At 43.9% G+C, this 23,026-nt stretch carries 15 protein-coding genes; all 15 read right to left on the bottom strand.

What is annotated here, in order from left to right:
- Positions 1-24 precede the first annotated feature (24 nt).
- Genes BM176_RS12450 through BM176_RS12385 form a run of 15 tightly spaced genes read right to left on the bottom strand, consistent with a single transcriptional unit; the run spans position 25 to position 22,262 of the window.
- Positions 25-7,041 (bottom strand): hypothetical protein, encoded by a 7,017-nt coding sequence (locus BM176_RS12450; RefSeq protein ID WP_090103430.1) that lies wholly within the window; start codon positions 7,039-7,041, stop codon positions 25-27.
- Positions 7,042-7,059: 18 nt separating this feature from the next.
- Positions 7,060-8,751: a tail fiber domain-containing protein gene (locus tag BM176_RS12445; RefSeq protein WP_090103428.1), complete on the bottom strand. Its 1,692-nt coding sequence runs from the start codon at positions 8,749-8,751 to the stop codon at positions 7,060-7,062.
- A 30-nt stretch (positions 8,752-8,781) separates the two neighbouring features.
- The gene (locus BM176_RS12440; RefSeq protein ID WP_090103426.1) at positions 8,782-12,759 is read right to left on the bottom strand and encodes a baseplate J/gp47 family protein; all 3,978 of its coding nucleotides are present in this window, start codon (positions 12,757-12,759) and stop codon (positions 8,782-8,784) included.
- Complete coding sequence (locus BM176_RS12435) at positions 12,759-13,217, bottom strand: GPW/gp25 family protein (RefSeq protein ID WP_090103424.1); 459 nt, start codon at positions 13,215-13,217, stop codon at positions 12,759-12,761. Before BM176_RS12435 ends, BM176_RS12440 begins: the two co-directional genes overlap by 1 nt.
- A 15-nt stretch (positions 13,218-13,232) precedes the next feature.
- Complete coding sequence (locus tag BM176_RS12430; RefSeq protein WP_090103422.1) at positions 13,233-13,523, bottom strand: PAAR domain-containing protein; 291 nt, start codon at positions 13,521-13,523, stop codon at positions 13,233-13,235.
- A gap of 9 nt (positions 13,524-13,532) precedes the next feature.
- Entirely contained in the window at positions 13,533-15,320 is a 1,788-nt protein-coding gene (gene vgrG, locus BM176_RS12425; RefSeq protein ID WP_090103420.1) for a type VI secretion system tip protein VgrG, read from the bottom strand.
- A gap of 14 nt (positions 15,321-15,334) precedes the next feature.
- Positions 15,335-16,036: a CIS tube protein gene (locus BM176_RS12420; RefSeq protein WP_090103418.1), complete on the bottom strand. Its 702-nt coding sequence runs from the start codon at positions 16,034-16,036 to the stop codon at positions 15,335-15,337.
- Positions 16,036-16,209: a DUF5908 family protein gene (locus BM176_RS32450; RefSeq protein WP_177230388.1), complete on the bottom strand. Its 174-nt coding sequence runs from the start codon at positions 16,207-16,209 to the stop codon at positions 16,036-16,038. Before BM176_RS32450 ends, BM176_RS12420 begins: the two co-directional genes overlap by 1 nt.
- A 12-nt stretch (positions 16,210-16,221) precedes the next feature.
- Entirely contained in the window at positions 16,222-16,686 is a 465-nt protein-coding gene (locus BM176_RS12415; RefSeq protein WP_090103416.1) for a phage tail protein, read from the bottom strand.
- Positions 16,687-16,699: 13 nt separating this feature from the next.
- The gene (locus tag BM176_RS12410) at positions 16,700-17,143 is read right to left on the bottom strand and encodes a phage tail protein (protein WP_090103414.1); all 444 of its coding nucleotides are present in this window, start codon (positions 17,141-17,143) and stop codon (positions 16,700-16,702) included.
- A gap of 33 nt (positions 17,144-17,176) precedes the next feature.
- Positions 17,177-18,010: a hypothetical protein gene (locus BM176_RS12405; protein WP_090103412.1), complete on the bottom strand. Its 834-nt coding sequence runs from the start codon at positions 18,008-18,010 to the stop codon at positions 17,177-17,179.
- A gap of 45 nt (positions 18,011-18,055) precedes the next feature.
- On the bottom strand, positions 18,056-19,006 hold the full coding sequence (locus BM176_RS12400) for a hypothetical protein (protein ID WP_090103410.1): 951 nt from the start codon (positions 19,004-19,006) through the stop codon (positions 18,056-18,058).
- A 30-nt stretch (positions 19,007-19,036) separates the two neighbouring features.
- Positions 19,037-20,443 carry a phage tail sheath family protein gene (locus BM176_RS12395; protein WP_090103408.1) on the bottom strand — a complete coding sequence of 469 codons (1,407 nt, stop codon included), beginning with the start codon at positions 20,441-20,443 and terminating at the stop codon, positions 19,037-19,039.
- Positions 20,444-20,454: 11 nt separating this feature from the next.
- A complete protein-coding gene (locus tag BM176_RS12390; RefSeq protein ID WP_090103406.1) occupies positions 20,455-21,657 on the bottom strand; it encodes a hypothetical protein in 1,203 nt (400 codons plus the stop codon).
- On the bottom strand, positions 21,657-22,262 hold the full coding sequence (locus BM176_RS12385) for a Pvc16 family protein (protein WP_090103405.1): 606 nt from the start codon (positions 22,260-22,262) through the stop codon (positions 21,657-21,659). Before BM176_RS12385 ends, BM176_RS12390 begins: the two co-directional genes overlap by 1 nt.
- Positions 22,263-23,026 lie beyond the last annotated feature (764 nt).

The raw sequence follows: 23,026 nt of genomic DNA, 5'->3' as shown, positions 1-23,026 counted from the left end.
TCTGAAGAATTTATTTTTTAAATATTATCCAAGCATGGCCTCATCAAGTATAATCAGCGGCTTATTATCTCCTCCTTCATCGTCATACAGATATGCTGCCGGGAATACATTTTTAAGAGATTTTAATACATCGTTTAATCCTGTGAGACTGGTATTATAGTCACAACTATCTTCCCGTGCAACTGCTGCCAGCCATAACCTCCAGGCATCTTCGAATTGCAGCATCTGCTGTGGGCTGATCCAGAGAATATTGAGCCTGATATGGGCAGGTGCTTCACGCCGTAGCGTATCTTCAAAGAATTGCCGGAAACGTGCTAGACGGAAACGCTCAGGCCATGCGGGCAATACTACGGTGGCCCAGAAAGAATACGGATCTGCCAGATAGGTAGTGTCGCAATAAATCTTGTTCTCTTCATCTATTTCGCCCTGATCACAATCGCATACACATACATCATTGCATACCGGCAATATGGTATCGGCATCATCACAACCGAGCGATATTGTTTCTGTTGTGATATCTTCTGTTGATGCTGCTGACAACAATTCCGGAACAGCATTCAGAAAACCTTCTGGTTTATCCGGTACCGCGAATGCTATCTTTTCATCTCCTTTCCACCAGGAAATACCAGACTTATCTTCGTATGTGCCGGTGGCTTTCTTCAGCGTTTCCAGGAAAGCTGCTCCATCCGGGAATACCATTTCACTCTTTACCTTGACTGTTGATGAATTCCAGTTCAACGTAAGTTGTAAATTCTCATATGTCTGAGGCTGTGAACGCGGACGTAACAGAATATGTTCCAGCATATGAAAACCTTCTGAACTGATGGCTGCCTGTACTTCTTCTATGGCTGTATTACGGGCTGACATACTGGTATATGTGAGCGGATGGCTTGCCAGGATACCATCGGGATTAACAAGTGCAATACCATATGGTCCGCAGGAATTTTCATCACCACGCCGATAGTTCTGTAATAACAACAGCAGGTCACATGCTTTATTCAATCCGGTTCTTGCTTCGTCCGGAGTATTATAGATCTGTTCAGATTCCCAGATAGTGGTGTAATCATATTCGAGGTCGTCCGACTGTAATACATCATTGATCTCAAATCTGTAACCGCTGCCACTTTCCATAATGGGGAACATCATTGCATTGAACATGCGGGTAGCGCGGTCCTGCTCAATGTCTGCTTTACAGATCACATCAGGAGCTACTGCAATTACTTTCCCATCCATGTCTTTCAGGAAAAGAGTGAAAGCATTTTCACAACCGGGCATTGGTTCATAATAATAAGAGGATGCTGAGCGGGCCATTTCCAGCAGGAATACATAAAAATATTGCTCTGCTGCTTCTGCCAGTGCCGCTGTGGCATAACGGGTGATTGTACTCCAGATCACTTTACCTCCAGTATCGGTCAACTGATAATAATGTAATGGAGATGTTACGCCCGTTAATAATTCTTCCGCAGGCATCCATAATTTATCAACGTTGGATGGATTTAATGATGGGATCTGATCATAACTCATCCACAGTGATTCAAATTTCACATTTTCAGGATGCGGAAAATAACAATCCAGAATGTGGCGATCTTCGTTATGTTTTGCGTCCGGATTTACAAACCAGCCATATAATTTTTCCTTACAGAAAATGTCGGCCAACAACTGCATTCTCACTTCCTCCCGTTTCTCCATTCCCTGATACCAGCCAGTGTGCTGTGCTACGCGATATACACTGCTATCCACCATATGGAAAGCATAACGGCAACCAGCAGCATAATTGGTATAAGGGAAGAAGTTATCATTGTTAGGCTCCCGTTTATCCAGGAATACCTGCAATCTATCCCAGGCATCATTTGCACTTACCTGGTCTGTATCTCCTTCACATTTCTCTGTTACCCGCTGGATATCCAGTAATACTTTCCCTATGTTGATGGAATAGTAACATCCTACAGTTTCATTATCCAGACTATAGTTTCCTCTGAATGATAACAGCTGTACAAATTCCAGCAAAGCTGCTGCTGCATCGTCCGGGTTAGTATAGGTATGCGTACTTTCCCAATCGTACATTCGTGTTATTGCATTATAAATATGGAATGCAAAAGTGTTATCGCTGGTAAGGTAAACGCCATGCTTCAGGGCAAACAACTGCCGGATCTGAATAGCCGCATCATGACTTTCAGTGGTGCCGGTATATACCGCTATTGGCTGACCTTTTACATCGTTCAGGAAAAGTCCCGCATCGCTAAAACTATAGTTTGCTTTGTTAAGAGAACGTTGCAGGATATTCCAGCAGTTATCACGGAACGCTGTTGCTGCTGCCGTTGCATCTCCGTACCCTGTAATACTTTGCCAAAGCAAGAGATCATTGCGGCGCAGCTGAAAATAATACTGACCATTCTGGAATACGACGGCAGAATTTCCTTTTTCCAATGTGGTATAAGAGGGTAGCTTACGATGATAACGTTGTAATAATTGTTCCAGCACAGCGGTTCTCTTCTCTTCCGTATCAAACTGCACACCATAACGGGCAATGCGGAATTCCCTATCCCAGAGGCGATAGCCGATTACGGCTTTCAAATCACCCTGTTTATATAAATCAGTGCGAACATCCTGCTCATAAGAGTAGTCCGCTTTATCCAGGTCACTTAATTTAAATGATGCCCAGTCAATCAGCCTGTCCCGCGCATCTTCTGCGGCACGTTCACAATCATACCAGCGTGGATGTACGGCTATCCGGTTTTCACCATCGAACAGGTAAACACGCCAACCGTTTTCTTCCTGTATACTTTTATAGTTGGATACTGTGAGTGCAAGATTCAGTATATACTGCAATGCATCTATCGCCTCCTGCTTTTCCGGTTTCTCATCCAATCCTTCCAGGGCAACTTCCGGATACCAGCAACAGCAGGATAACCACTGCCAGTTATATTGCCAGGCACCTACCAATTTAACATCTGTCACGGCCTGACCGCGTTCCTGCAAAAATCGGATGGTGCGTTCCACAGCTGCATCTCTTGCCGCAATGGAAGTATATTCCTGCGGATGTACTGCCAGTACCACCTGCGCCGGATCAATCACATTGAAACCATAGGTACAGTTTTCGCGGGTAGTGAGCTGATAATATTCCCGATGTTTGCCAAACTTTACGGTATTATAAAATGCAGTGCGTACTTCGTTATAACCCGGGTAAAACTGAGGTTCCTGTAATAAGAGGAATCCATTGTCTTCCCTGATCTTAAAATAGTAATGATATAGGGTAACAGGCTGCAATCCTGTGTTGCCCAGCAAAGCGGACAACTGTTGCATGATCTGTAGAATAGCGTCATCCCGCTGATCGGCAGTAGCGTACCATTTTACCTGTTTGGCCAGGGGCACTTTATTTTTTGTGAATATTGTATATCCATATCCGTTACCTGACTGGTATTCGGGTACGATATCGGGCTGACCATCCAGCACCCAGCTAAGGAAAGCAGTAGCAGCTACCTGCTGGGATTCCCATACTGCAAAACTTTGCAACAGATCGTCTTCCCAAAGGAAACCGTATGCATCTACTGAGGTTCCTTTTTCTACCCACAATGCATCGTTCCCTGCTTTTGACAGAATCTTCTGCATGAGGTTAACAGCTGAAGCATAATCATTTGTTTCCTGGCTCTCAGCCATTAGCTGTCCATATTCATCGTGAAGTTGCACGTTATATCTGCAACCCGAAGCCGGTACCACTGTCAGATGTTGCGGTTCTGCTGCCAAACGTTCGATGTGGCGGGTAAAAGGCGCCACTCCGGGGCCGTCCGGAACAGGTATGGAAGTCAGTAATATAGTTCCTGTAGCTTCTGAATCCTTAAAGTAATATACTGATGCAGATACTTCTTTTACTGTGCCTGAAACGGTAAGCCATAAACTGCTGAACAGGGCTACGTAATGATTGATTCCCTTTTGGGCATCCTCTTCGGTAGCATAATTCCACAGATGTGTGGCCATTATTGTTTCTATCGCGTCGTCACCTGTTTCTGTACGGATCACCTGCAGATTATGCAAATCTGTGATCCTGTAATTTTCTGGCTTAGCTGCCAGTTCTACGAACTGGGTAAATGCTACCGGCAGCTGGGCCATACTTTTGAAAGGGAACATCCCTTCCCAGGCTGGCTTACCGGCATCGGTCATTTGCCAGTTGTATAATTCCGTTGTTTCTTTCTGATATACGAGGTTGTGCCGGTGAAAGTATTTCTGGAGGTCCTCCATTTTAATCAGGGCACTTTCTTCTGTACCGAAGGTGAGCGGATGATATGCTACCTGTACTTTATTATGGAATATAACAATTCTGAAATTAGAAATATCGGGTATTACATCCCAGTTATTGTCGTCCTGTAATATCTCCAGCAGGTTATATCCTTCCGCCAGGGCTTCTTCTTCCGTAGCATAGCCCTGTTTGGCTTTCAGCAGGATTTTACCATAGTCGTCCGGCAGCTGAAAATAATATCCTTCCTGTGTTTGCGGATATACTTTGTACTGACCATCATCTTTAAAAAACTGCACCATCCAGTTCACCACCTCATCTCTTTCTGCGGCGGTAGTATACTCTACGCTGAACCTGGCCGCTATCCATTCTTCTGCATATAATGGCGACTGGATATAGAATCCAAACACTCCTTCGCCGGGGCATCCGTAGGATTTGTAATTATTTTTATTCTGGCCCAGTGTTAAAAATTCCTTGAATACGGTTGTAATATCTTCACTTTTATGCAGACTGTCACTGATAAACAATGGTGTATTCTGATGAGGTAATTTCACCACGAACCCTGTTTGCTTGATGGCAGTTACCAGGTCGAAATTATTCAGTGATACTGAAGGAGAACGCCGGATACCCATCAATCCACCTATTCTTTTCTGCAATCCATATACGGGAAAACCTTCAGAAGGATGTTTGTAATCGAACGCTCTCGCACGGTTAGCACTGGTTTCAGGATAAGCCGTTAAAAAGGCTCCTTTATCCTGGATGCTGCTTTCAGGGTCATTCTTTTTACCACTGATATTGTACATCATCAGGGCATAATCTGTAAAATCTTCAGAGAACCTTGCCAGCAGGTGATTCTGGAATCGTTCTTTTCTTTCCTCGTATTGAGCGGAAGTTTCATACAGAACAGTCAGCATTTCCGTACTACCGGCATCGTTATATACCAGGTCAAAGCTGAACTTCTCTTCCAGCCGGTTGTTAATCCGGCTATAACTATCCGGTAAGGTAACAAGGAAAGCGATATCACGGGCAGCCTGTTCGGCTTCTGTTTCTGTACTGAAAAACACCGTACCTCTCAGTAACACGTTGCCTGCAGTATCTGTTAACAGAATATACCAGCTGGTATCGTTTTCCACCTGTACTACTTCCCTGTTGATGCTGTTATTACTACTTTCACTGATAATACGGCGAATCATTTCATCACGCAGATACATGGTACTGTATTCCTTCCGCGTCACGCCATCCTCATCTGGTTCATATGCCAGCTGCATACCATTATAAAACGTACCCTGCAATTTCTTTTCATACCTGAGCAGAGAAGGCAGTTGAGGAATACCGCTGATATCGGCCATGAAATAAGTGTGCTGTCCTTCATCCTGGCCTAAAGAAAATAATTGTCTGATATTGGCCAGTTGTGCAAAGTAATCTGCCAGCAGGCGGTCGTAAAACAATAAATAGCCCTGCAACTGTAATGACTGTGCTTTTCTTGCAGCAGTTTCATCATGAGGTACTTCATTCTTACCCACCATGTATACCTTCGGAAATTCGTATTGTACGGAAGTATACTGAGCAAGATCCAGCTGCCGTCCTTTAGGGATAATGGTATCCAGTTCGGCCGGTTTCTTGTTGAATTTATTATAATCAGAAATGCTCTTTATAAATCGTTGCTGTACCAGTTCTTTATTCGCAGTAAATGAAATTTTATTGCGGAAAAAGATCACGTTCGAAGTTTCCGGAGATAACACCGGACGATGATCTTTTTTCAGTTTGAGGCACCATTCAGCTCCTTCAACCACAATCGGTTTTCCGTCTTTATCTATTAGTTCGTAACCATCTTCATCAAAGCTGGTCATTTGCAGGCGGGTGATACCGGCAACACCCGGAATCCCCATGATAATACGGTAAAGGTCGGACGCATGTATCTCTGTGAGTCTTTCCAGACTTTCGAGTTCCTTTGCATCTATAAATCCATTCTGCTGTAATGGTTCGTTATTAATGAAGTCGTACGCACGGCCTTCAAATATTTCTTCCATGCTGCGCCCCTTATCCAGCAATTGCTGAAGGGTATAAAAAACGGGCGCAGGAGAAAAGAAATCCTGGATACTGCTGTATACATTTACCAGTACATCATTCGGATCAAAGTTTGCGGCCAGTTCAATATGGATACAAAAGCTGATGGGCTCTTTTTCCATCACCAGTACTTCTGCAAAGTCTTCGCAGAGATTACGGTGTCCGTGCAGGCGTTGATCTATAGCAGTGAGCACAGTATCCAATGGGAATACACTATTTCCGCAGGCATCCTGTTCGTAAGCAGCTGCATACACATCATCAGGTTCTATCAATATCCTGTACAATCCTTTCAGCGGTATGGGTGTTAAACCTTCCGTGGCTGGCACATTGAGCAACTCACCGGTATCGCAGTTGAAAGAGAGTGAATATTCATCGTCTGCAGGCAGTTCCACCCAGGCATTGCGTACTCCTTTGATATCAATGAGCATCCTGCGGATGTCCGTAATAGTGAGAGGATTATTGCCAAGGATCTGTGCAGCAGTATAGAAGTTGTCTTCACTTGCTCCCGCAGGCACCGCTATAAGATCTTTAAAATCCAGTTTGGTACGATAGTCTAAATCAGTCAGTACGTAGCACAAAGCTTCCAGCATGGTGATTCCCGGATCATGCAGATTGTGATCTGTCCAGATCTTGCCTGAAAACTCCGCCAGATGCTGAATGCCTAATTTGCGCAGCGTGGCGAAATCCAGGTATTCCGGAAAGCCGCTGTTCTTATCTGTTGTTATAAATTTCAGTTCAGGCATTTCAATGATTTTATCTGCTTATTTTCCTTCCAGCGCTTCCACACGTTTCAGCAGCGCGTTAATCTGTTCCTGCTGTTCCTGGATAGCCCTTGTGAGTACGGCTACCATATTGGCATAGGCCAGCGTTTGTGTACCATCACCATCAGTGTTCACCAGTTCGGGGAAGAACTCTTCTACCTGGTGAGGCAGGAAGCCTACCTGTTTTTCATTTGCAGGGCAATTGGCTCTATTGTTGAATGTGAAAGAAACCGGATTCAGTTTATTTACATTCGCTAATACGTTGCCTAATTTGGTGGGGTTACTCACCTTTCTCACATCAGTATCAAGGTATAATCCGAAACTCCGGGTTTTACCTTTTACATTCAATTCAAAATCCTCTGGTGTTAAACCTCCTATGATTGTTTTCCCCTGGGAAGAGATGGTAAATACATCATCACCCTGGTTTATTTCCACTTCATTTCCGTTACCATATTCTGTACCTTTTTTGAATACGAAACCTTTGGAAGCATCTGTGATGAACGCTCCCCAGTCGTTATCCGCACCCAGTAACATGTAATTACGTTTCACATTATTAGGGCGGTTATTGATAATGCTGAATGCGGGATTTGTATTATCAAGAGATAACAGGAAAGCACCAGCGCCACCTTCTTTCGTGATTTCCACATTAGCAGCCGGCGTTTCCGTACCAATGCCCACGTGGCCATCCTGTTTTACTGCCACCAGCGTTTGACAACCGGGGGTGGCAATATTTTTCAGATAGTTCTTGCCTTCTTCCAGTCCTTTGCGGATATAAAAACCTTCCGGCGCATTGGTGGTAATGCTGGCAGTCGCAGCATTCAATTCAGTGGTCAGGTAGTTCTGCTGAGCATATTCTCCTTTATAGATAAGTACAGCCTGTGGCGTAGTGGTAGATAAAGGATTCAGCAGAACCCTTGCAGATGGCTGGTTCTGGATATCTACGGCTGCCTCCGGATGTACAGTACCAATACCTATTGCAGCTCCGGCTTCCGGTGTGGTGATATATACCGGTTTTGCGGCAACAGCTGTTTTGCCTGTCGGCTCCTCACCATCCTGCGGAGGTTCGGGAGCGCAAATATTATTGAAAAGGAAGCCTTCTGTATCTGTTACATAATTCACCTTATCATCACCGATACTCTGAGAGTAGAAATGGCAGTCCTCACCTGTTTGTTTAATCACAAACTCCGGTGTGGTGGCAGGATCCGGACTAAAAAGAAAATCGCTGTTCAGTTCTTCTACGTGAATGTGTACACGTGCCTGAGGGTCTTGTGTACCCATACCAATCTTGCCGAATACTTTCGCATACATGATGATTGGCACCTTATCAGAGTTCTTGATAATTTCCCAGTCTTCATCCGAAGCATCGATGTCCAGCATTTTCCAGTTGGCACAATCTATTTCGGGGTTATCTACTGAGCAATGCCCATTTGACGGGTCTGTAGTTCCGGTAGTGGAAGGCGTTTGTCCTTCACATCCGCAGGGCTTATCGCCAGCAGGTGTACAGGTATAAAGTGCATTGTTATAGATCACTACATCGCCTTCAAAATAACAGAGACCAGCAGCCCACTTGCCGAAAAAAGCATCATCCCTTCTTACCAAAGTAGAATCTATCAGATTGAAGAAATCCTGCGAGGTTGGTATGGCGCCTGTTTTAAACTGTGCTTTCAGGGCTGCTCTGGTTGTAATAGACATGGGTATATCTTTTAAATTTTTTAAGAATGATTATTTGATCCTGAATACAGGTTGCTGACCGGCACCTGAACAGGAAGTATTGTTAATGATAGTGTACAATTGTTCTCCGGCTGTTAGCACAGACCACGGCGTATCTGCTGTTACTGCCTTTACTGGTGGGCCATCAACACCATTCCTGGTTACATACATAATGAAGTCTGTTACATAATCCACGTAGTCGCGCTGTTCTATGAACTGCAATACGGAAGACATCATCAGTGTACCGCCGAACACAATATCCTGTGAGCCGGTATTGATCCAGGGTGATAAATATGCCTGCACTTCTTTCACCAGTTTTTTAAGATAATAGTTCTCATCTTTCCCATCCTTCAGGCGGATATTTCCTTTAAAACTGATGGGCTGATAAACCGGATTTATCACCTGCACATTGGCAAATACTGTGGTGCGTGAGTCGAGGTAAAGACTTACATTTTCCAGTGTGATCCTGCTTACTTTGGGATTAAACCTTTCGTCTGAAGGATAATCATCTATTCTTGGAATCACTGCCAGCGTTACCCATCCCGGAGATCCCAGTTGTGTGATCTCACCGGTTTCACTGCGGCACATTTTACTATGCGGGATACATTTGATCTTGAAAATTTCCGGAAATGCATCCAATACAATACGTTCATAATCGAATACATTAATGGCTCTTCCCTTATGACGCAAACGCTCGCTGATCCTTGTATGGAACTCCCCTTCTGTTTCTTCTTTTCTTCCTCCGAAAGAAGGGAAAGGCTGTGATAATTTGTTGATCATAGCATCCGGTACAACCAGACTACTGATAGTCTGACCAGGCAACGCAACGCCTACACGGGCCGGATCATTATCCTGATTAAGGAAAACTGCGCGTGAAGCCTGTGCAAGGACTGCCACTGCTTCACATACTGCAGCTGAATATTTTTCAGTACTTACCCGCAGCCAGTGAAAGCCTGCCGGAAGCATTGTATGTGTTGTATCTGCATCCCAGGGTAATGCAATGGTGACAATTCCGGATACCAGCATTTCATTGGTGGTATCACTAAGCACCTGTGTATTTTTCTCCAGCGTTTTCCATTCGTTGCCTACCAGGTAATGCCATTGAATGCCAGCCCTGCGCATATCGGGATCTGCTGTGAATTCAGACAACTGGAATAACAATGTGATGTTAGTACCGGGCACTGCCTGTTCTAATCCGATATATAATGTACCCTCTTCATTAACTACCGGCATAAAAGTAGTTGCTGAGGATAATGACTTATAGTTTCCTTCTTCAAAAGGATATTTATGTAATAGCGTAATCTCTGCACCGGTCGCCTCCGCCTTATATTCCAGGGATAATGTTTTGATAGTAGGTGTATAGGGAGGTAATGGAACGCCGATCACATTGCCGGCACTGCCATTTACATATGCATTTATGTCATTCGCATCTGTAAGGGTTGCAGCTGCACTTGAATTAGCATTAGATGCAACAACCGAAAGCTCATCGAATGCTGCGTCCGGATCATCAGGTGCATTAGTTGAAAAAGCATCTGCCATAGCCGACGTTTCACCGGTCTTTCCTTTCGTAGCAGTTGCATCCACTGCAACCTTATTTGCTTTCACCTGTAAATCACTCAGCTTCAGATTGCTGATCTTAATCAACTGTGAGGCCAGTACGGAAGGATATCTATCATGCAGAAAACTCTTATCCAGCTTTATTCTTACAAAACCATACAGGGAAGCATTGTTATAAGCGATTAACGGGGCGGACTGGGTTAGTAAAGGAATACTGCCTGTATCTGGCACGTCGATTTCTTTCACAGACGCCAGGTTTAATGAGCTATCATCATCAAATAACCGTCTTTTTTCTGTACCAGGAATATCATCCCACACGCCGTTATTCAACCGCTCCATACTGGCTGTAAAGTAGGCATTATTAACTCCTGCATTGTAGGCGGAGTAAATATCATCAAATTTATCCGGCAGTCCTTCCCACTCAGCTTTTAATTCTAAATGAGCCAATTTCTTTCTGAATACTTCATCACTGCCTATATAAAAGTTACTGCCTACCTTAGGTACTCCTGTAAATGGCAGGAATTTATTATTCGGATCAAGCGGCCCTTCATCATTCCCCAGCAACAGCTTACGCACGTTTTTCACATCCACCTTTATAGTTGCATTTACAATTACAAGATTACTTAAGGTATCATACCAGGCCACTTCTTTTTCTGCAAGAGAATAATGTAAACTGTGATTGAACAATACGCGTAACAGCGGGTCCTTTACGGGATATGTAGCTTTGAGCACATCGGGTGCAGCTGCCACCAGTGCGGGTGCATCTGCAGCCAGTTCAAAAGTAAGATCCAGATTATTGCTATTCAGTGCGATTGCTAACTTAGGAGCTGCATACCAGCCACCTTCTGTGGTACAATCTACCTGAAGTAATCTTCTTAAAGCAATGCCTTTTGCAAGATCCACTTGTGTGCTGATATCAGTATATGTTACAAAGTCTGAATCATCCAGCCATTTTTCCGCACCACTTAGTTTAGTCCTGATAGCGGCAACAATAACTTTATCAATACCGCTTTTTTCGAATGCTGTCAGCACCTCTGCATTCAGCAAATAAAAGGGTTTGGTTAATAATGCGGCCAGTTGCGGGCCTTTATCTCCCAGGCCATTTAGTTGTATCGTTACCGTAACATTCCTTGTGCCTTCTCTCAGTAGTAATACAGGTGATGACAAAAGTAATCCTGTGGCAGCAAAAGGAAAATGTGTAGCGGCCGACTGTGTATTATTTTTACTTACGTAAGAAGCTGTTCCTAATAATGGCCAGCTGTTAAATGCCGGGTTACGGAATCCCTCACCCAGTCCATCGGCACTGGCAGCCACTGGTGCAGCATACAGATTCGCGGTTCCATCTTTGAAGAGGGTGCGTAACTCACTCACCTTTGCTTTGTTTAACACAACATCCTCTTCTGTATCAAAAACCACATCTTTACCTGTAGCATCTTTTCCGGCTTTCAGTGCAGTATCTTTTTTCAGCAGGTAATCGGGTAATTGTTTGGCCAGTTCTGCTACCACATGTACATGATCTGGCGTAAGTGGTTTCTTTTTCAGCTGCAGCACCTGTTCGTAGAAGAAATTAAGATGCTGGCGGCTGATTGTATTCATCTGGGTTTTAACCTGTCCGAACAACTGAAGGAATGCGTAGAGCAATCCCACATGTGGCTGATGTTTTTGTTCTCCTTTTAATACTACCTCAAAATCCTGGAGAGCAAAATCCTGCACCTGTTGAATGCCTTTATAGAAGATATTAAACAGGTCGTCCAGCTGGGTTAACATTTTGTCCCGTTTACGGCGGGGATAATCGTTCAGTCGTACCAGGTAAGCATCCTTAGCAATGAGTTTATCCATTGTAAGAGCCCATCCCGGGTTGCTTCTGAGGATAGCAATGCTGTTCACAGCCTCATCCGGCAGTGGATTATCTGCATCTACCATTGTATTGGCAATGGCAATGAGGCGATACAATGCTTTGCTGAAATCTGACTGTACCAATGCTGTGAGCACTACGCTCAGGCCGGTAGTATTGTCCAGTTGTGTAACCCAGCTATTCAGCTGCATCACCATATCCAGTATCCGGAAAAATATGGACCAGAACTGATCGGCGGGTTGCTGATGCGTGAGGGACGTACGTGCTGCGGTATATGCGGCATCAAATGCAGCGGTATCCATTTGTTGGATAGCCGCGTACTGGAAAGGAGGATTGTTGCGAAAAAAATCCTGCCAGTCGCCATTCGATGCCAGCATCATATCTGCCTTACCGTTAGGCTGGTCTGTATCGTCGTAGTACAGTACGTACCTGGCGTAGCGATATAAGAATCCCAGGAGCTGTTCAGTGCTGCGCTCATCTACCTGGACCTTTTCAGTCCCAAGCGCATCCATTTTGCGTTGCAGCTGGCTTATTCCATCGCGGATCAGGTTATTCGATATGTTATCTGTTGCGCTCATTATCTTATAGCTATCGATGCATTTATTATATCCGTGTTACCATCCTGTAAATAGAAGTCGTATACGAAGTTGTATCTGGAATTGGTAGCGCGAATAGTGTACTCAACGTTGATGCGTAAAAAGCCCTGGATGGCATCCCAGGAATCCGACTCTGTAACAGAGATGCTGTCTAATTTTATTCTTGCTTCGTAATAGAGAATTGCATTAGACACCAGATCTGTAATAAAACCTATCAGTGTATTATTGATGGCTTCAAACTGGAAGTCGGCCAGGTTACAGCCAAACTCCGGGATCATTACGCGTTCTCCCAGGCTGGTAGATAAAAGTATATGAAGGCTTTGCTCGATATCTTCTCTGCCCACAACCATTACAGCGTGACAGTCACTACCATCGTTGTCTTTGCGGAATGTGGGCGGGAAAGACCAGCCACAGCCTAAAAAATCTTTTGCGTCAAGCATATCAGTAAATTATATTCAACCTCCAATCATCACTGTTGGCTCACCGGCTACTATTGAGCCTCCGTGTGCCGTCGAATCGCCCATACGGGCAGCTGGCTTTCCTCCTATCAGTACAGTCGCAGAACCTTTCACTATCACATCCGGCGGACCGGTACAGACCAGCATATCTCCTACTACTGCGGCAGGCATGCCAGCTATCAATACCGTTGGAACACCGGGACCTGTAACGGGGCCGCCTACATGAGGCACCGGACCTGTGAACATCGGGCAAACGTGCATATCTGTTAATCTTGCAGCAGGTGGCATAATCAATCGTTAATTAATTTTTACTATTCCGCCTTTTAATTCCAGCATAGCAGAAGAAATTACTTTTGCACCAGCCTGGCCATTAAATTCCACTGAGTTGGTGGCTTTGCCCGCGATAGTGGTACCGTCAATCTTCACATCTGTTCCGGCTTTGATAGAGATAGCACCATCAGCTTCTATCTTTATATCTTTCGGACTTTTCATGGTAATACCACCAGCTTCCATTTTGATGCTATTCCCATTTTCGTCCGTGATAGTGATAGCCTTGTCTTTCTCACTCAGCTCTATAAAATTACCGGCAGGTGTTTCCATCCGCATCACTTTATTTTCATCATCGAACATTGTTTTCATTTTACTTCTGGTAACAAGTCCTTTGATGTGGTTAGTATCTTTAGCCACTACAGGTGCAGGTTTAGCACTACTATGCAGCATGCCTAACACTACAGCGAAACGCGGATCATCATTAACAAATCCCACGATCACCTCATCACCTATTTCGGGGCGAAAGAAATAACCTCTGTCATTGCCGGCGTCCAGGGATGCGATGCGGGCCCAGGTACCATTATCCTGGTTATCTGTTACCGGCATTCTTACAAGAATGCGGTGTTCCCCGTCGGGATCATTTTCCAGGTGTACCACTACTCCTATCTGCAAGCCATGTACAGCAGGCATCATCCCGGCAGCGGGTGTTTCAATCAGATCTTCTTTGTGATGGAACCATTCGGGAGAGATTCCGAACTGAATATGTGTGGACCAGATGCCATCAGCGAATTCGTGACGAACACCACTCACATATACGTTTCCGTTAAAACGGTTACCAAGTCCTTTGAGTTCAATGGTATCGCCGGGTTTTGCAGCCGGAGAGCCTTTGATCTTTGCACGGCCGCGTATTTTGGCCATACGGCTTTTCAGCATATAAGAAGTAGCCCATTCTTTTAATTCAGGCACACTTACCAGTCCGCTGTGACGCAATTCCAGATTATCAGGTGAAACTGCTCCGGCAAGCTTACTTCCACTGAGGTTACCAGCTTCTGTGAAAGACACACTTTTTACATCAGATGTTTTTATCGTCTGATCCTTATAGTCCCAGGAGCTGGCATTTACCGACTGCCATTGGGTGCGGGCATCTATTTCAGCATCGAATTCCTCAATGGTATCGCCATATACCAGTGTAATTACTGAAGAAGACAAGCGTGGTTTTACCATATCCACTTTACCATCTTTCACTATTAGAAGGCAACCATTCATTTCTGCCCGGCTCAGTGCAAAGTCCCAGTTTGTACAATCGTACTGTACCAGTTCCTTGTGTTTTAAATCTGTAGTTGCCAGGGATCCCGATTTACTGCCCAGCACCTGCTTTAGAGCATCGCTGTCGCTCATATCCCGGAAGTATTTACTTTTCCTTCCCAGTGTAAGGGAGATAGATTCATCCCGGCAATCCAGATGTAACTGACCGCCGCCTTTTTCATTAGCGCGGATAGCATGTTTTACAATTACGCCTTTAAAGACTTTGTTTTGTGTGCTATCGCGGCCAATTATAATTTCGATGATATTTCCCGGAATAAAATCTGACGATTCGCTCACACTGAAAGTTGCAGTTGAAGCATCCCCATCCAGGAAACAGAGACGGGCAGACGGGATGATGTTTGCTTCCTTTACAATAGAAACAGTACGCAGAATATACGCAGGGTTATCTACCTTGCTGCCATTAATATGTATTTCAATATTGGTATTATCAAACTCGTTCGGGGTAGGTATGATGCGTTCGTCCGTGACTATATTCTCTGTATCTGCCATGTTCAGGGATTTTATTAGTTACCGGATTGTTTCACCGGAGGGAATACCAGTTCCTGGTCTGTTTTTAGTGCTCTCACGCTCACCAGTTCATTGAACCAGGCCACCTGTGCGTGAAGGGCAGGATCTCCGTAACTTTTGTAGGTAAGCAGCGGAAGAGTATCTCCATCTGCCACCCTTACACTACGGTAAAGATCCGGTGAGTGTTTATCTTCTGTAGCAACCCGTTTTTTGGGTTCTACATACTGGGTAAAGCTAGCACTCACTTTTGCCCGTAAAGGGTCTCCATTGGGCTTAAAAAGCACATAGTTGATATCCAGGGTAGCCAGGATGCAATCGAAGGTGAAAAGTCCCCACTGAATTTTGAGGATTGCCGGTTTATGGGCATCGCTCCTCATGTAGTAGGTGGTATCCAGCAGTTGTTTTACCTGGTCTTTTACCTCTGTACCGTCCAGCACATTTCCTTCAATAGTACCCGTATTGTCCAGGGTAAAATCCAGCTTCAGTTGTTCCGGGGCAGTAAACTTATACTCCGGAGCACTACCCTGGTTGCCACCGGTAGACTTTTCATCCAATCCTATTTTGAAAGACTGTGCATAACCTTCCGGATTGATGGGGATGGTAAAATCCGCTCCGGCAGATTTTTTCTGTTTCGGATCCAGGTAAGGCCGGATCACAATCTTTTCAACGTTTTTTGCTTGTTTCCTGGGGGTAGCCATCAGCGTTCTCTTTGATCTTTCAAAATTTGAAGTACCTTTTCCACACAGAGGCTTACGATCATTTCAGGCGCAGCATCCTTCTGTGTACTATTACTATTACCACCGCTGCTGCCACTGCCGCCGGCTTCATCTACAGCTACTTTAATAACCAGTTCTTTTATCTCTACGGGCATGTGTGTGTTGTTTTATTCCAGTATGAAATAATTATAATTCAGTTCGAAGGTTTCGATCACTACTTCACCTTTATCTGCATTGAAGTCTGCCACTTTCCAGTTCTTGGGCCATGCGCGATGCACTTTCCATGTCATGAGTGGCTGATGTTTTTCATTCAGCAGGCTAACATTGAGATCGATAGGTGAGAAACTGAAATTCTGGAATGCTTCCTGGCACCACTTGGTAACGGTAGAATCTGAAGGTTTGAAAATACCGCGGCGCAGCACCAGGTCAGTACATTTGTTACGGAGTGGTAATACATGCTCAAAGCGGTTCTCGCCTCCCTCCCGCAGGGTGTCTGTCTGCATTTGAAAGTTGAGTCCTGATACAGACTGGAACAGGATATCATTGTCCGTTTGCTGGGCTGTACCCTTTTTGTCGAACAGGAACTCTACTTTAAAATGGAACCCTACAGGAGGATAATTACCGTTTGCCATTGTTATTTATTTTCTATTTATTTTCGATCACCAGCCCTTCATGTACCAGTTCCACGCTTTCAATAGCGATTTCATTTGCATCTGCTTTCAGATCGGCAGACTGTACTTTGATTGGCCATGCGTTTTTCACTTTCCATACAATGATGGGTTTGTGTGTTTCGTCCAGCAGGCTGATAGTAATATTGCGACGGTATTTACCGTTCTGTTCCTGGAAGAATACAGTTTCCTTCCACCAGTCGAAGTATTCATTGTCCGACTGGAAAGTGCCGCGTTTCAGCGTGATGTTGCTGTACTTCTGCAAACCTGTTTGTTTGGTTTTACTATATTCCGGGCTGGCACCGTGGCGGTACTCGATTGCTTCTGTTTCAACCGTGAGACCGGTAACTTCTGTAAAGCCGATGTTCTTACCACCCCATTCTACCTGGAAGTGAAATTTTGGTAATGGATAACTTGCCATTTTTTTATTTTTTGTACAGTGATGATTGAGTTATTATTTTTTGCTAGCAGTATCGCAGGCTTTAGCGGCCAATGCTGCAGCGTAAGCACTATCCAGGGAGTCTTTTCTTGCTTTTGCAAATTCGCGTTTGCAGGCAGCGAGATCTACTTCCCTTTGTAGTTGTTTTAACTGGATAACGGTTTCGTCGTATTGTTCTTTGGTCCTGGTATAGAAATCGCAAGCCGGATCATCCATCGGGAAGATGGGAGTTTTCTTGGGATTGCAGGAAGCGCATTCATCCAGGCCGGGTTTCTTACCATCAGTCATCAGCACATACATGCCAATCAGCTGATATAGCAGTCCTTTTTCCCCTGCCAGTCCGCCATGCAGTTCTTCTTCCAGGTGAAAGGTAACCAGCAGTGCGTTAATTGCATTTTTAATACTTACCAGTGCATCATCTGTAGCTGTTTTTAATGCCAGCAGATTTGCCAGGATGGAGTTAGTACCTTTTGAAGGTATTTTATCGTCTATACGATCAGATAATACTTTAATCAATCCTTTGAGCACTTCGGAGCAGTCAAGTACTTTTTTTGCTTCGCAGATAAGTATTTTGATAGCATCAATACAAAGGCGGGCATTTCTACCACTTTTTTCATTGTGTTTGCGGGTCCTTTCCAGGGTGCCCATATAGATGAGGCCCAGTCTGTTTGTTTCGGTGATAGTACCTAGTACGTCTTGCAAAACGTCTGACCAGCGTTTCTTTTTTTCCAGCGCGCTTCTTTTATCGGCCTCCTGGGCCTGAACGCTGGTGAGAAACTGAGCCGCTTCTATGGTATCTCTACGCAGGCGGTCAATATACTGTTGAACGGTATCGTTATTTGAAGCCATGATGATTTAATTGTTACGATATATAATAATGTGAGGCTGCTGTTTCTATGCTTCTTCCTCGCTCTGTCCCGGGTTGCAGTTAGCACTATCAAATGCATGTTCTGCTTCATCAGAAATGTCGTCCAGATTTTTACAGTCGTGCTGACAGTCTTTATCTTCCACGAATTGGCTGATATTGGTCACCGCATTTTTGAGGTTCCATGCCTTATTCATATCGGTAACAGCAGAACTGAGTCCTTTCAGCGCATTGCCTAGTGGTACCCTGGAATCATCATATTTTTTCTGGGAGCTTTTCACATTAGCTTCTACATCGGTAATCAATTTAGCACCATCGGTTTTCGTTGCCGCTACAAGTATAGCCAGGTTATCGATGTTGATAAAGGAATTGATCCCGGCAACTTTAACCGCAGCCTGTGCCACATCATCCACCTGATTTACGATCTTGTTTGCATAGTTTACAAATTCCTGTACGCTCTCTTCCAGGCTCTTTTTATTCGAACCGCCTTTGCTCAGATTTTCTCTGATCAGTTTCAGTTCTTCCGAATTACAGGAATCGGCCACCGCATCTTTTAGTTTCACGGCCGCAGTGCTTACCAGTCCAACTTTCTGTTTGGCAGTTTTAATCAATGCAATAGCCGCATCGAAAGATGTTTTTATGTCCCTGCTTTTAGGTACCAGCAGTTGCGTAATTGTATTGTTTATACCATCCAGATCCTGGCCTGTATATACCGTAATACAATTGCTGAGGAAATTATACTCGCGTACTGAGCGGGCATATTTTTCATTTACTTTACGTTCCACACAGGTAACCTGTGTAGCAGTACTGGCCGTGATCACCTGAGCTTCCAGGTTGGCCGATGTTTGTTGTAATTCGTCCTTCAGGATGATCCCGTAATCCTTCATCAGCAGATCAAACTGGGATGGAGTTGGGGGAACGCATGGCGTATCAACTGGAGGATGGTGCGGCGGCTGCTGCTGCGATTTATTATCACTCATATGGGTTGTATTTTTGGGGAATTATAGTTACTAGGACTCCTGCATTTTGTGGCTGAACTTGAGGATAATGAACTCTGCCGGACGAACTACTGCAAGTCCGATTTCCACGATCATTTTTCCTTCAAGGATATCGAAAGCCGTCATCGTTTCATTAATGCCGATCTTTACATAGAATGCATGTTCTGGTTTAGCACCAGCCAGTGCACCAGAGCGCCATTCATTGATGAGGAAATTTTCAATCATTGCCTTCACCTTCACCCATGTATTAGCATCATTGGGTTCAAACACAAATGCTTCAGAAGCCTTTTTAGTAGACTCTTCCACCATGTTGAAATAACGGCGAACAGATACATAGCGCCATTCGTTGGAGTTACCATCAAGTGTGCGGGCACCCCAAACTTTGATACCTTTACCGGAGAAGAAGCGGATAGCGTTTATTGATTTACCGGCATCCACGTCTACGTTTAATCCACTCTGGATCTGATCGTTGATATCGCAGGTAAGACCGGAAACAGAAAGTAAGCCTTCATTAGCGGGCGCCTTCCATACACCACGGGCGTTATCTACACGGGCATATACACCAGCAATAGCACCACTTGGAGGTAATATGATAGAGAAATTGGAGATAGCCAGTCGTACATTTGCTTTGTCCAGGTTATTGAGATCGCCAAATGTAGTAGCATCCGGAATACCTACAATTGTAACAGTTGCCTCATCATACACATAATCAAATGAAGATTTGATATTAGGGAAATACGCAGCACCATAGCGCAGGAGTTCCGCATCACCGCTGATAGTATCTCTGAAATCTTTTGCAGCAGCGCGGATAGCAGCTTCTGTTTTAAGAGTCTCACCACTATTAAAAAGATCCATGATCACGAAGCGATCTTTCAGTTCAGTGCATTGTAGCAAAGCCGCTCCAAGGAGTGATGCGTAGGTATCCTTTGGCAGGTTCTGGCCTTCAGGGAATACGATGAGAGTAGGTTCGTCCAGTTTTTTCAATTCTGCAAGTGCATCATCAAAAGGTCCTTGTTCTGTGATAGGTGTACCCAGGTCCAGGTATCCTCCCGTAGAAATGATGTAGCATGGGCCACCACCATTAGCAAAGAACTGTTGCAGGGAATAATACATGATGTGTTTGGACAATCCTTTACCAGGGGCCGGATCAGCACTAACGGTGTAGCGGGTCCCGGTCGAATCGTTTGTGGTGACAGTAACGATCAGGTTTATCTCCTTCTGCGGACCACCGAAAACATTTACGTATTCCAGCAGGGAGCTGATACGAACCGGTACTCCGGTAACATCCTTGCCATCCAGAACATGGGTTTCAGTGAAGCCTATGAATGCAGGAATTGCTGTCTCTACCGCCGTAATTGAGGGCGGGAATTTTGAGATTTCTTCAATATACACGCCTGGTGTATAGTATGTGTTTGCCATAGTCGATTAATTTATAATTTCAGTTTAGGAAGCAAAATTTCAGAACAGATAAGATCCCCTTGCCTGCTAAGCAGGTCTCCTTCCGGGTTTGGGAGACTGATAGTCGCATAGTTCACTTTACGATAAGCCTGCATTAGTGTGTAAGGCTCTTTGCTGATGATTACTTTTTTCATTCCCGGAGGCACCGGCAATACATCATTCCAGTTTAAATCAACAGCAGGAGGATCTCCTTTTTGCAGGTAATATTTCCAGTAGGTAGCCCTGCTGGTAAAGCGGAGTTCAAATGCAGGTGAAGTGAGCAATCCACCGGCATCTATCAGTTGGAAAGCAGGATTTGCAGGCTGTATAACTAGGTCCAGTACACCCCATGCATCGCGCTGATATAACTGATTGTTCAGGTATACAGTATACTGACGGTTGTAATTATTGGATCCTGTTATCACCAATGTATATACATCATCAGGCGCAGGTGTAAAGTCGGGCGTTACATTCTGCAAGCCATCTGCATTATTGAAAGAAACATTTTTAATCTCAACAGCACCTTTCATCAATTTAAAAGTAGCCTGTGTGATGCCTGCCTGTTCGAATGTATAAGAGAATTTAGTAGGTAATAAGATGCGATCGTATTCATTGATACCATGTACATCATTTGTAGTTACCCATCCTGTAGCAGCAGTGCTGGTGCGGGTAATAGCCTGTGAAACGTTTCCGTTCACTATGGCCCATTCGCCCATTTCATATATGCGTCCATCTGTAAAATTCTTTACGGATGCAGAAAGAGAAGGAAATGTTTTACCTGTGGTAATGTTATCATTTGTAAAATAATAACAGGCCGGGAAAACAGGGTTAATTCGCAGATTACTACGGGATATTAACGCAGCCTGTTTCAACTTTATGATGAACTGTAAGCGCAGTTCTGCATTTATTGGTATAGCTGGTTTCGGACCGGGTGAAGAGGCAATGCCTAAAACAATTCCGGTAGCCGTTTGACGATATACGATCTTTTGTCCTTTTAATATTTTCTCTGTAGCTGGAAAAGGTGTTATCAGTATATTATTCATCAGGTCATACCTGTTATCGCTCAGCAGATCTGTCAATCTAAGTTGCTGATCATCCTGTGACAGGCTATAGTAAGCGCTCCCCTCTTTGTCGAGGTAAAAGTTGTGCAACATATTTACAACCGCCAGGCGGGTGTACGTGATCTGGAATGCCATTATAAAATGAGGTTGTCTTTTGATTGGATTTTTTCTATGATAGGACCAATTCCTGTGATCCTGTTCTCGGTGATCTTTACCAGTCGCACTTTATACAAAACACTCGGCATTTGTTTACCTCCCAGTGCGCCCCACAAATGGTTTAGCTGTTCGAATGAGAGGGAGAACATTTCGAGGTGTAACTGCATATCATCGAGATTCTGCATGGTATTCAGCAGTGTATCATCGGGAGAATTCTTCAGTGTGAAACTACTTTTCCCCTGGAAGAATTGTATAGCCTGAGAGAGCCGTGACAACGCATCTTCGTAATTCTTATAATGTGCTGATACCAGCATATATAAGTTTAGATAAACCGGAGGATTATGATATGAAACACCTTGTGCATTCTTATAAAAATGCGTAGAATTTTTCAGTGTTGCTTCTTCCTCTATATTCACCATACTGAGGATGATCCTTTCCTCTGCACCAGGCGGTCTGTCTGGTGTTTCCAGTGTAGCCACGTTATCAAGTACCACGTGACCATCGGGATCATTTCCCATAGGATTGAATGACTGGATATAGTTATCCAGCTGATCTTTTAATAACTTAAAAGCAGTGAAAATCATTCTTTGGTTTTTAGGATATCAAAGGCTAGCTGTTGAGATTTTCAACAACAGCAATTCGTGTTTTACATAAAATTGACAGGATATGCGCTGAGCGCAGATCTATACAGTAGTGGCGACATACTGTTTTACGGAATTATTTGGGGGCAATTATGTCCATAAAAATGATATTGTGTTAACTGTGGTATATTAAATGAATATAATTACTTCTTTAGTGGTGTTATTCTTTTTGGGGTATAAAAAAATGTTAATTGTACTTCGGGAATTTTATCAAACGCTTCACTATGTTTTAATAGTTGAGTAAAACTATGTATAAATTTGTAAATAAAAAAAATTTGATAAGGGATAATTTAAAATCACGTAGAACTACGTATCATTCATATTAGCTATCTTAAAAATGGGAAAATCCCTTCAATCTATTGCTGGTATTAAAATGCAACAGACCACGCATTTTTAAAAATCCCTGCCTTTCTATTTCCCATAAAAACCATTTTGGACAAATAATATTTCATCCCCTCCTGCCTATTTTTTAAAAGTTGTTCAATTTAGCTCTAAAACGCTGTAATTTCCGAGAATAAATTCGCTGGAAATCCTTTGTCATGTTCACTTCCAGAGAGATAAAGCATATATAAAGCATATGTAAAGCATATATAAAGCATATATAAAGCATATTTCTAGTCACCCAATAAGGGACTGATGTTTCGCTAAAAATAACTTGGAGATCAGAAGAAGGCTGCAGGATTTGAAGATGAGCCGTAAATTTAAGA

The organism is Chitinophaga sp. CF118 (assembly GCF_900112615.1).
Classification (GTDB): Bacteria; Bacteroidota; Bacteroidia; order Chitinophagales; family Chitinophagaceae; genus Chitinophaga.
This window is presented reverse-complemented; position numbering and strand designations above follow the sequence as displayed.

Excerpts from the sequence above, each read along its gene's own strand:
- BM176_RS12450 (WP_090103430.1), bottom strand. The coding sequence starts at position 7,041 with ATGCCTGAACTGAAATTTATAACAACAGATAAGAACAGCGGCTTTCCG.
- BM176_RS12445 (WP_090103428.1), bottom strand. The coding sequence starts at position 8,751 with ATGTCTATTACAACCAGAGCAGCCCTGAAAGCACAGTTTAAAACAGGC.
- BM176_RS12440 (WP_090103426.1), bottom strand. The coding sequence starts at position 12,759 with ATGAGCGCAACAGATAACATATCGAATAACCTGATCCGCGATGGAATA.
- BM176_RS12435 (WP_090103424.1), bottom strand. The coding sequence starts at position 13,217 with ATGCTTGACGCAAAAGATTTTTTAGGCTGTGGCTGGTCTTTCCCGCCC.
- BM176_RS12430 (WP_090103422.1), bottom strand. The coding sequence starts at position 13,523 with ATGCCACCTGCTGCAAGATTAACAGATATGCACGTTTGCCCGATGTTC.
- vgrG (WP_090103420.1), bottom strand. The coding sequence starts at position 15,320 with ATGGCAGATACAGAGAATATAGTCACGGACGAACGCATCATACCTACC.
- BM176_RS12420 (WP_090103418.1), bottom strand. The coding sequence starts at position 16,036 with ATGGCTACCCCCAGGAAACAAGCAAAAAACGTTGAAAAGATTGTGATC.
- BM176_RS32450 (WP_177230388.1), bottom strand. The coding sequence starts at position 16,209 with ATGCCCGTAGAGATAAAAGAACTGGTTATTAAAGTAGCTGTAGATGAA.
- BM176_RS12415 (WP_090103416.1), bottom strand. The coding sequence starts at position 16,686 with ATGGCAAACGGTAATTATCCTCCTGTAGGGTTCCATTTTAAAGTAGAG.
- BM176_RS12410 (WP_090103414.1), bottom strand. The coding sequence starts at position 17,143 with ATGGCAAGTTATCCATTACCAAAATTTCACTTCCAGGTAGAATGGGGT.
- BM176_RS12405 (WP_090103412.1), bottom strand. The coding sequence starts at position 18,010 with ATGGCTTCAAATAACGATACCGTTCAACAGTATATTGACCGCCTGCGT.
- BM176_RS12400 (WP_090103410.1), bottom strand. The coding sequence starts at position 19,006 with ATGAGTGATAATAAATCGCAGCAGCAGCCGCCGCACCATCCTCCAGTT.
- BM176_RS12395 (WP_090103408.1), bottom strand. The coding sequence starts at position 20,443 with ATGGCAAACACATACTATACACCAGGCGTGTATATTGAAGAAATCTCA.
- BM176_RS12390 (WP_090103406.1), bottom strand. The coding sequence starts at position 21,657 with ATGGCATTCCAGATCACGTACACCCGCCTGGCGGTTGTAAATATGTTG.
- BM176_RS12385 (WP_090103405.1), bottom strand. The coding sequence starts at position 22,262 with ATGATTTTCACTGCTTTTAAGTTATTAAAAGATCAGCTGGATAACTAT.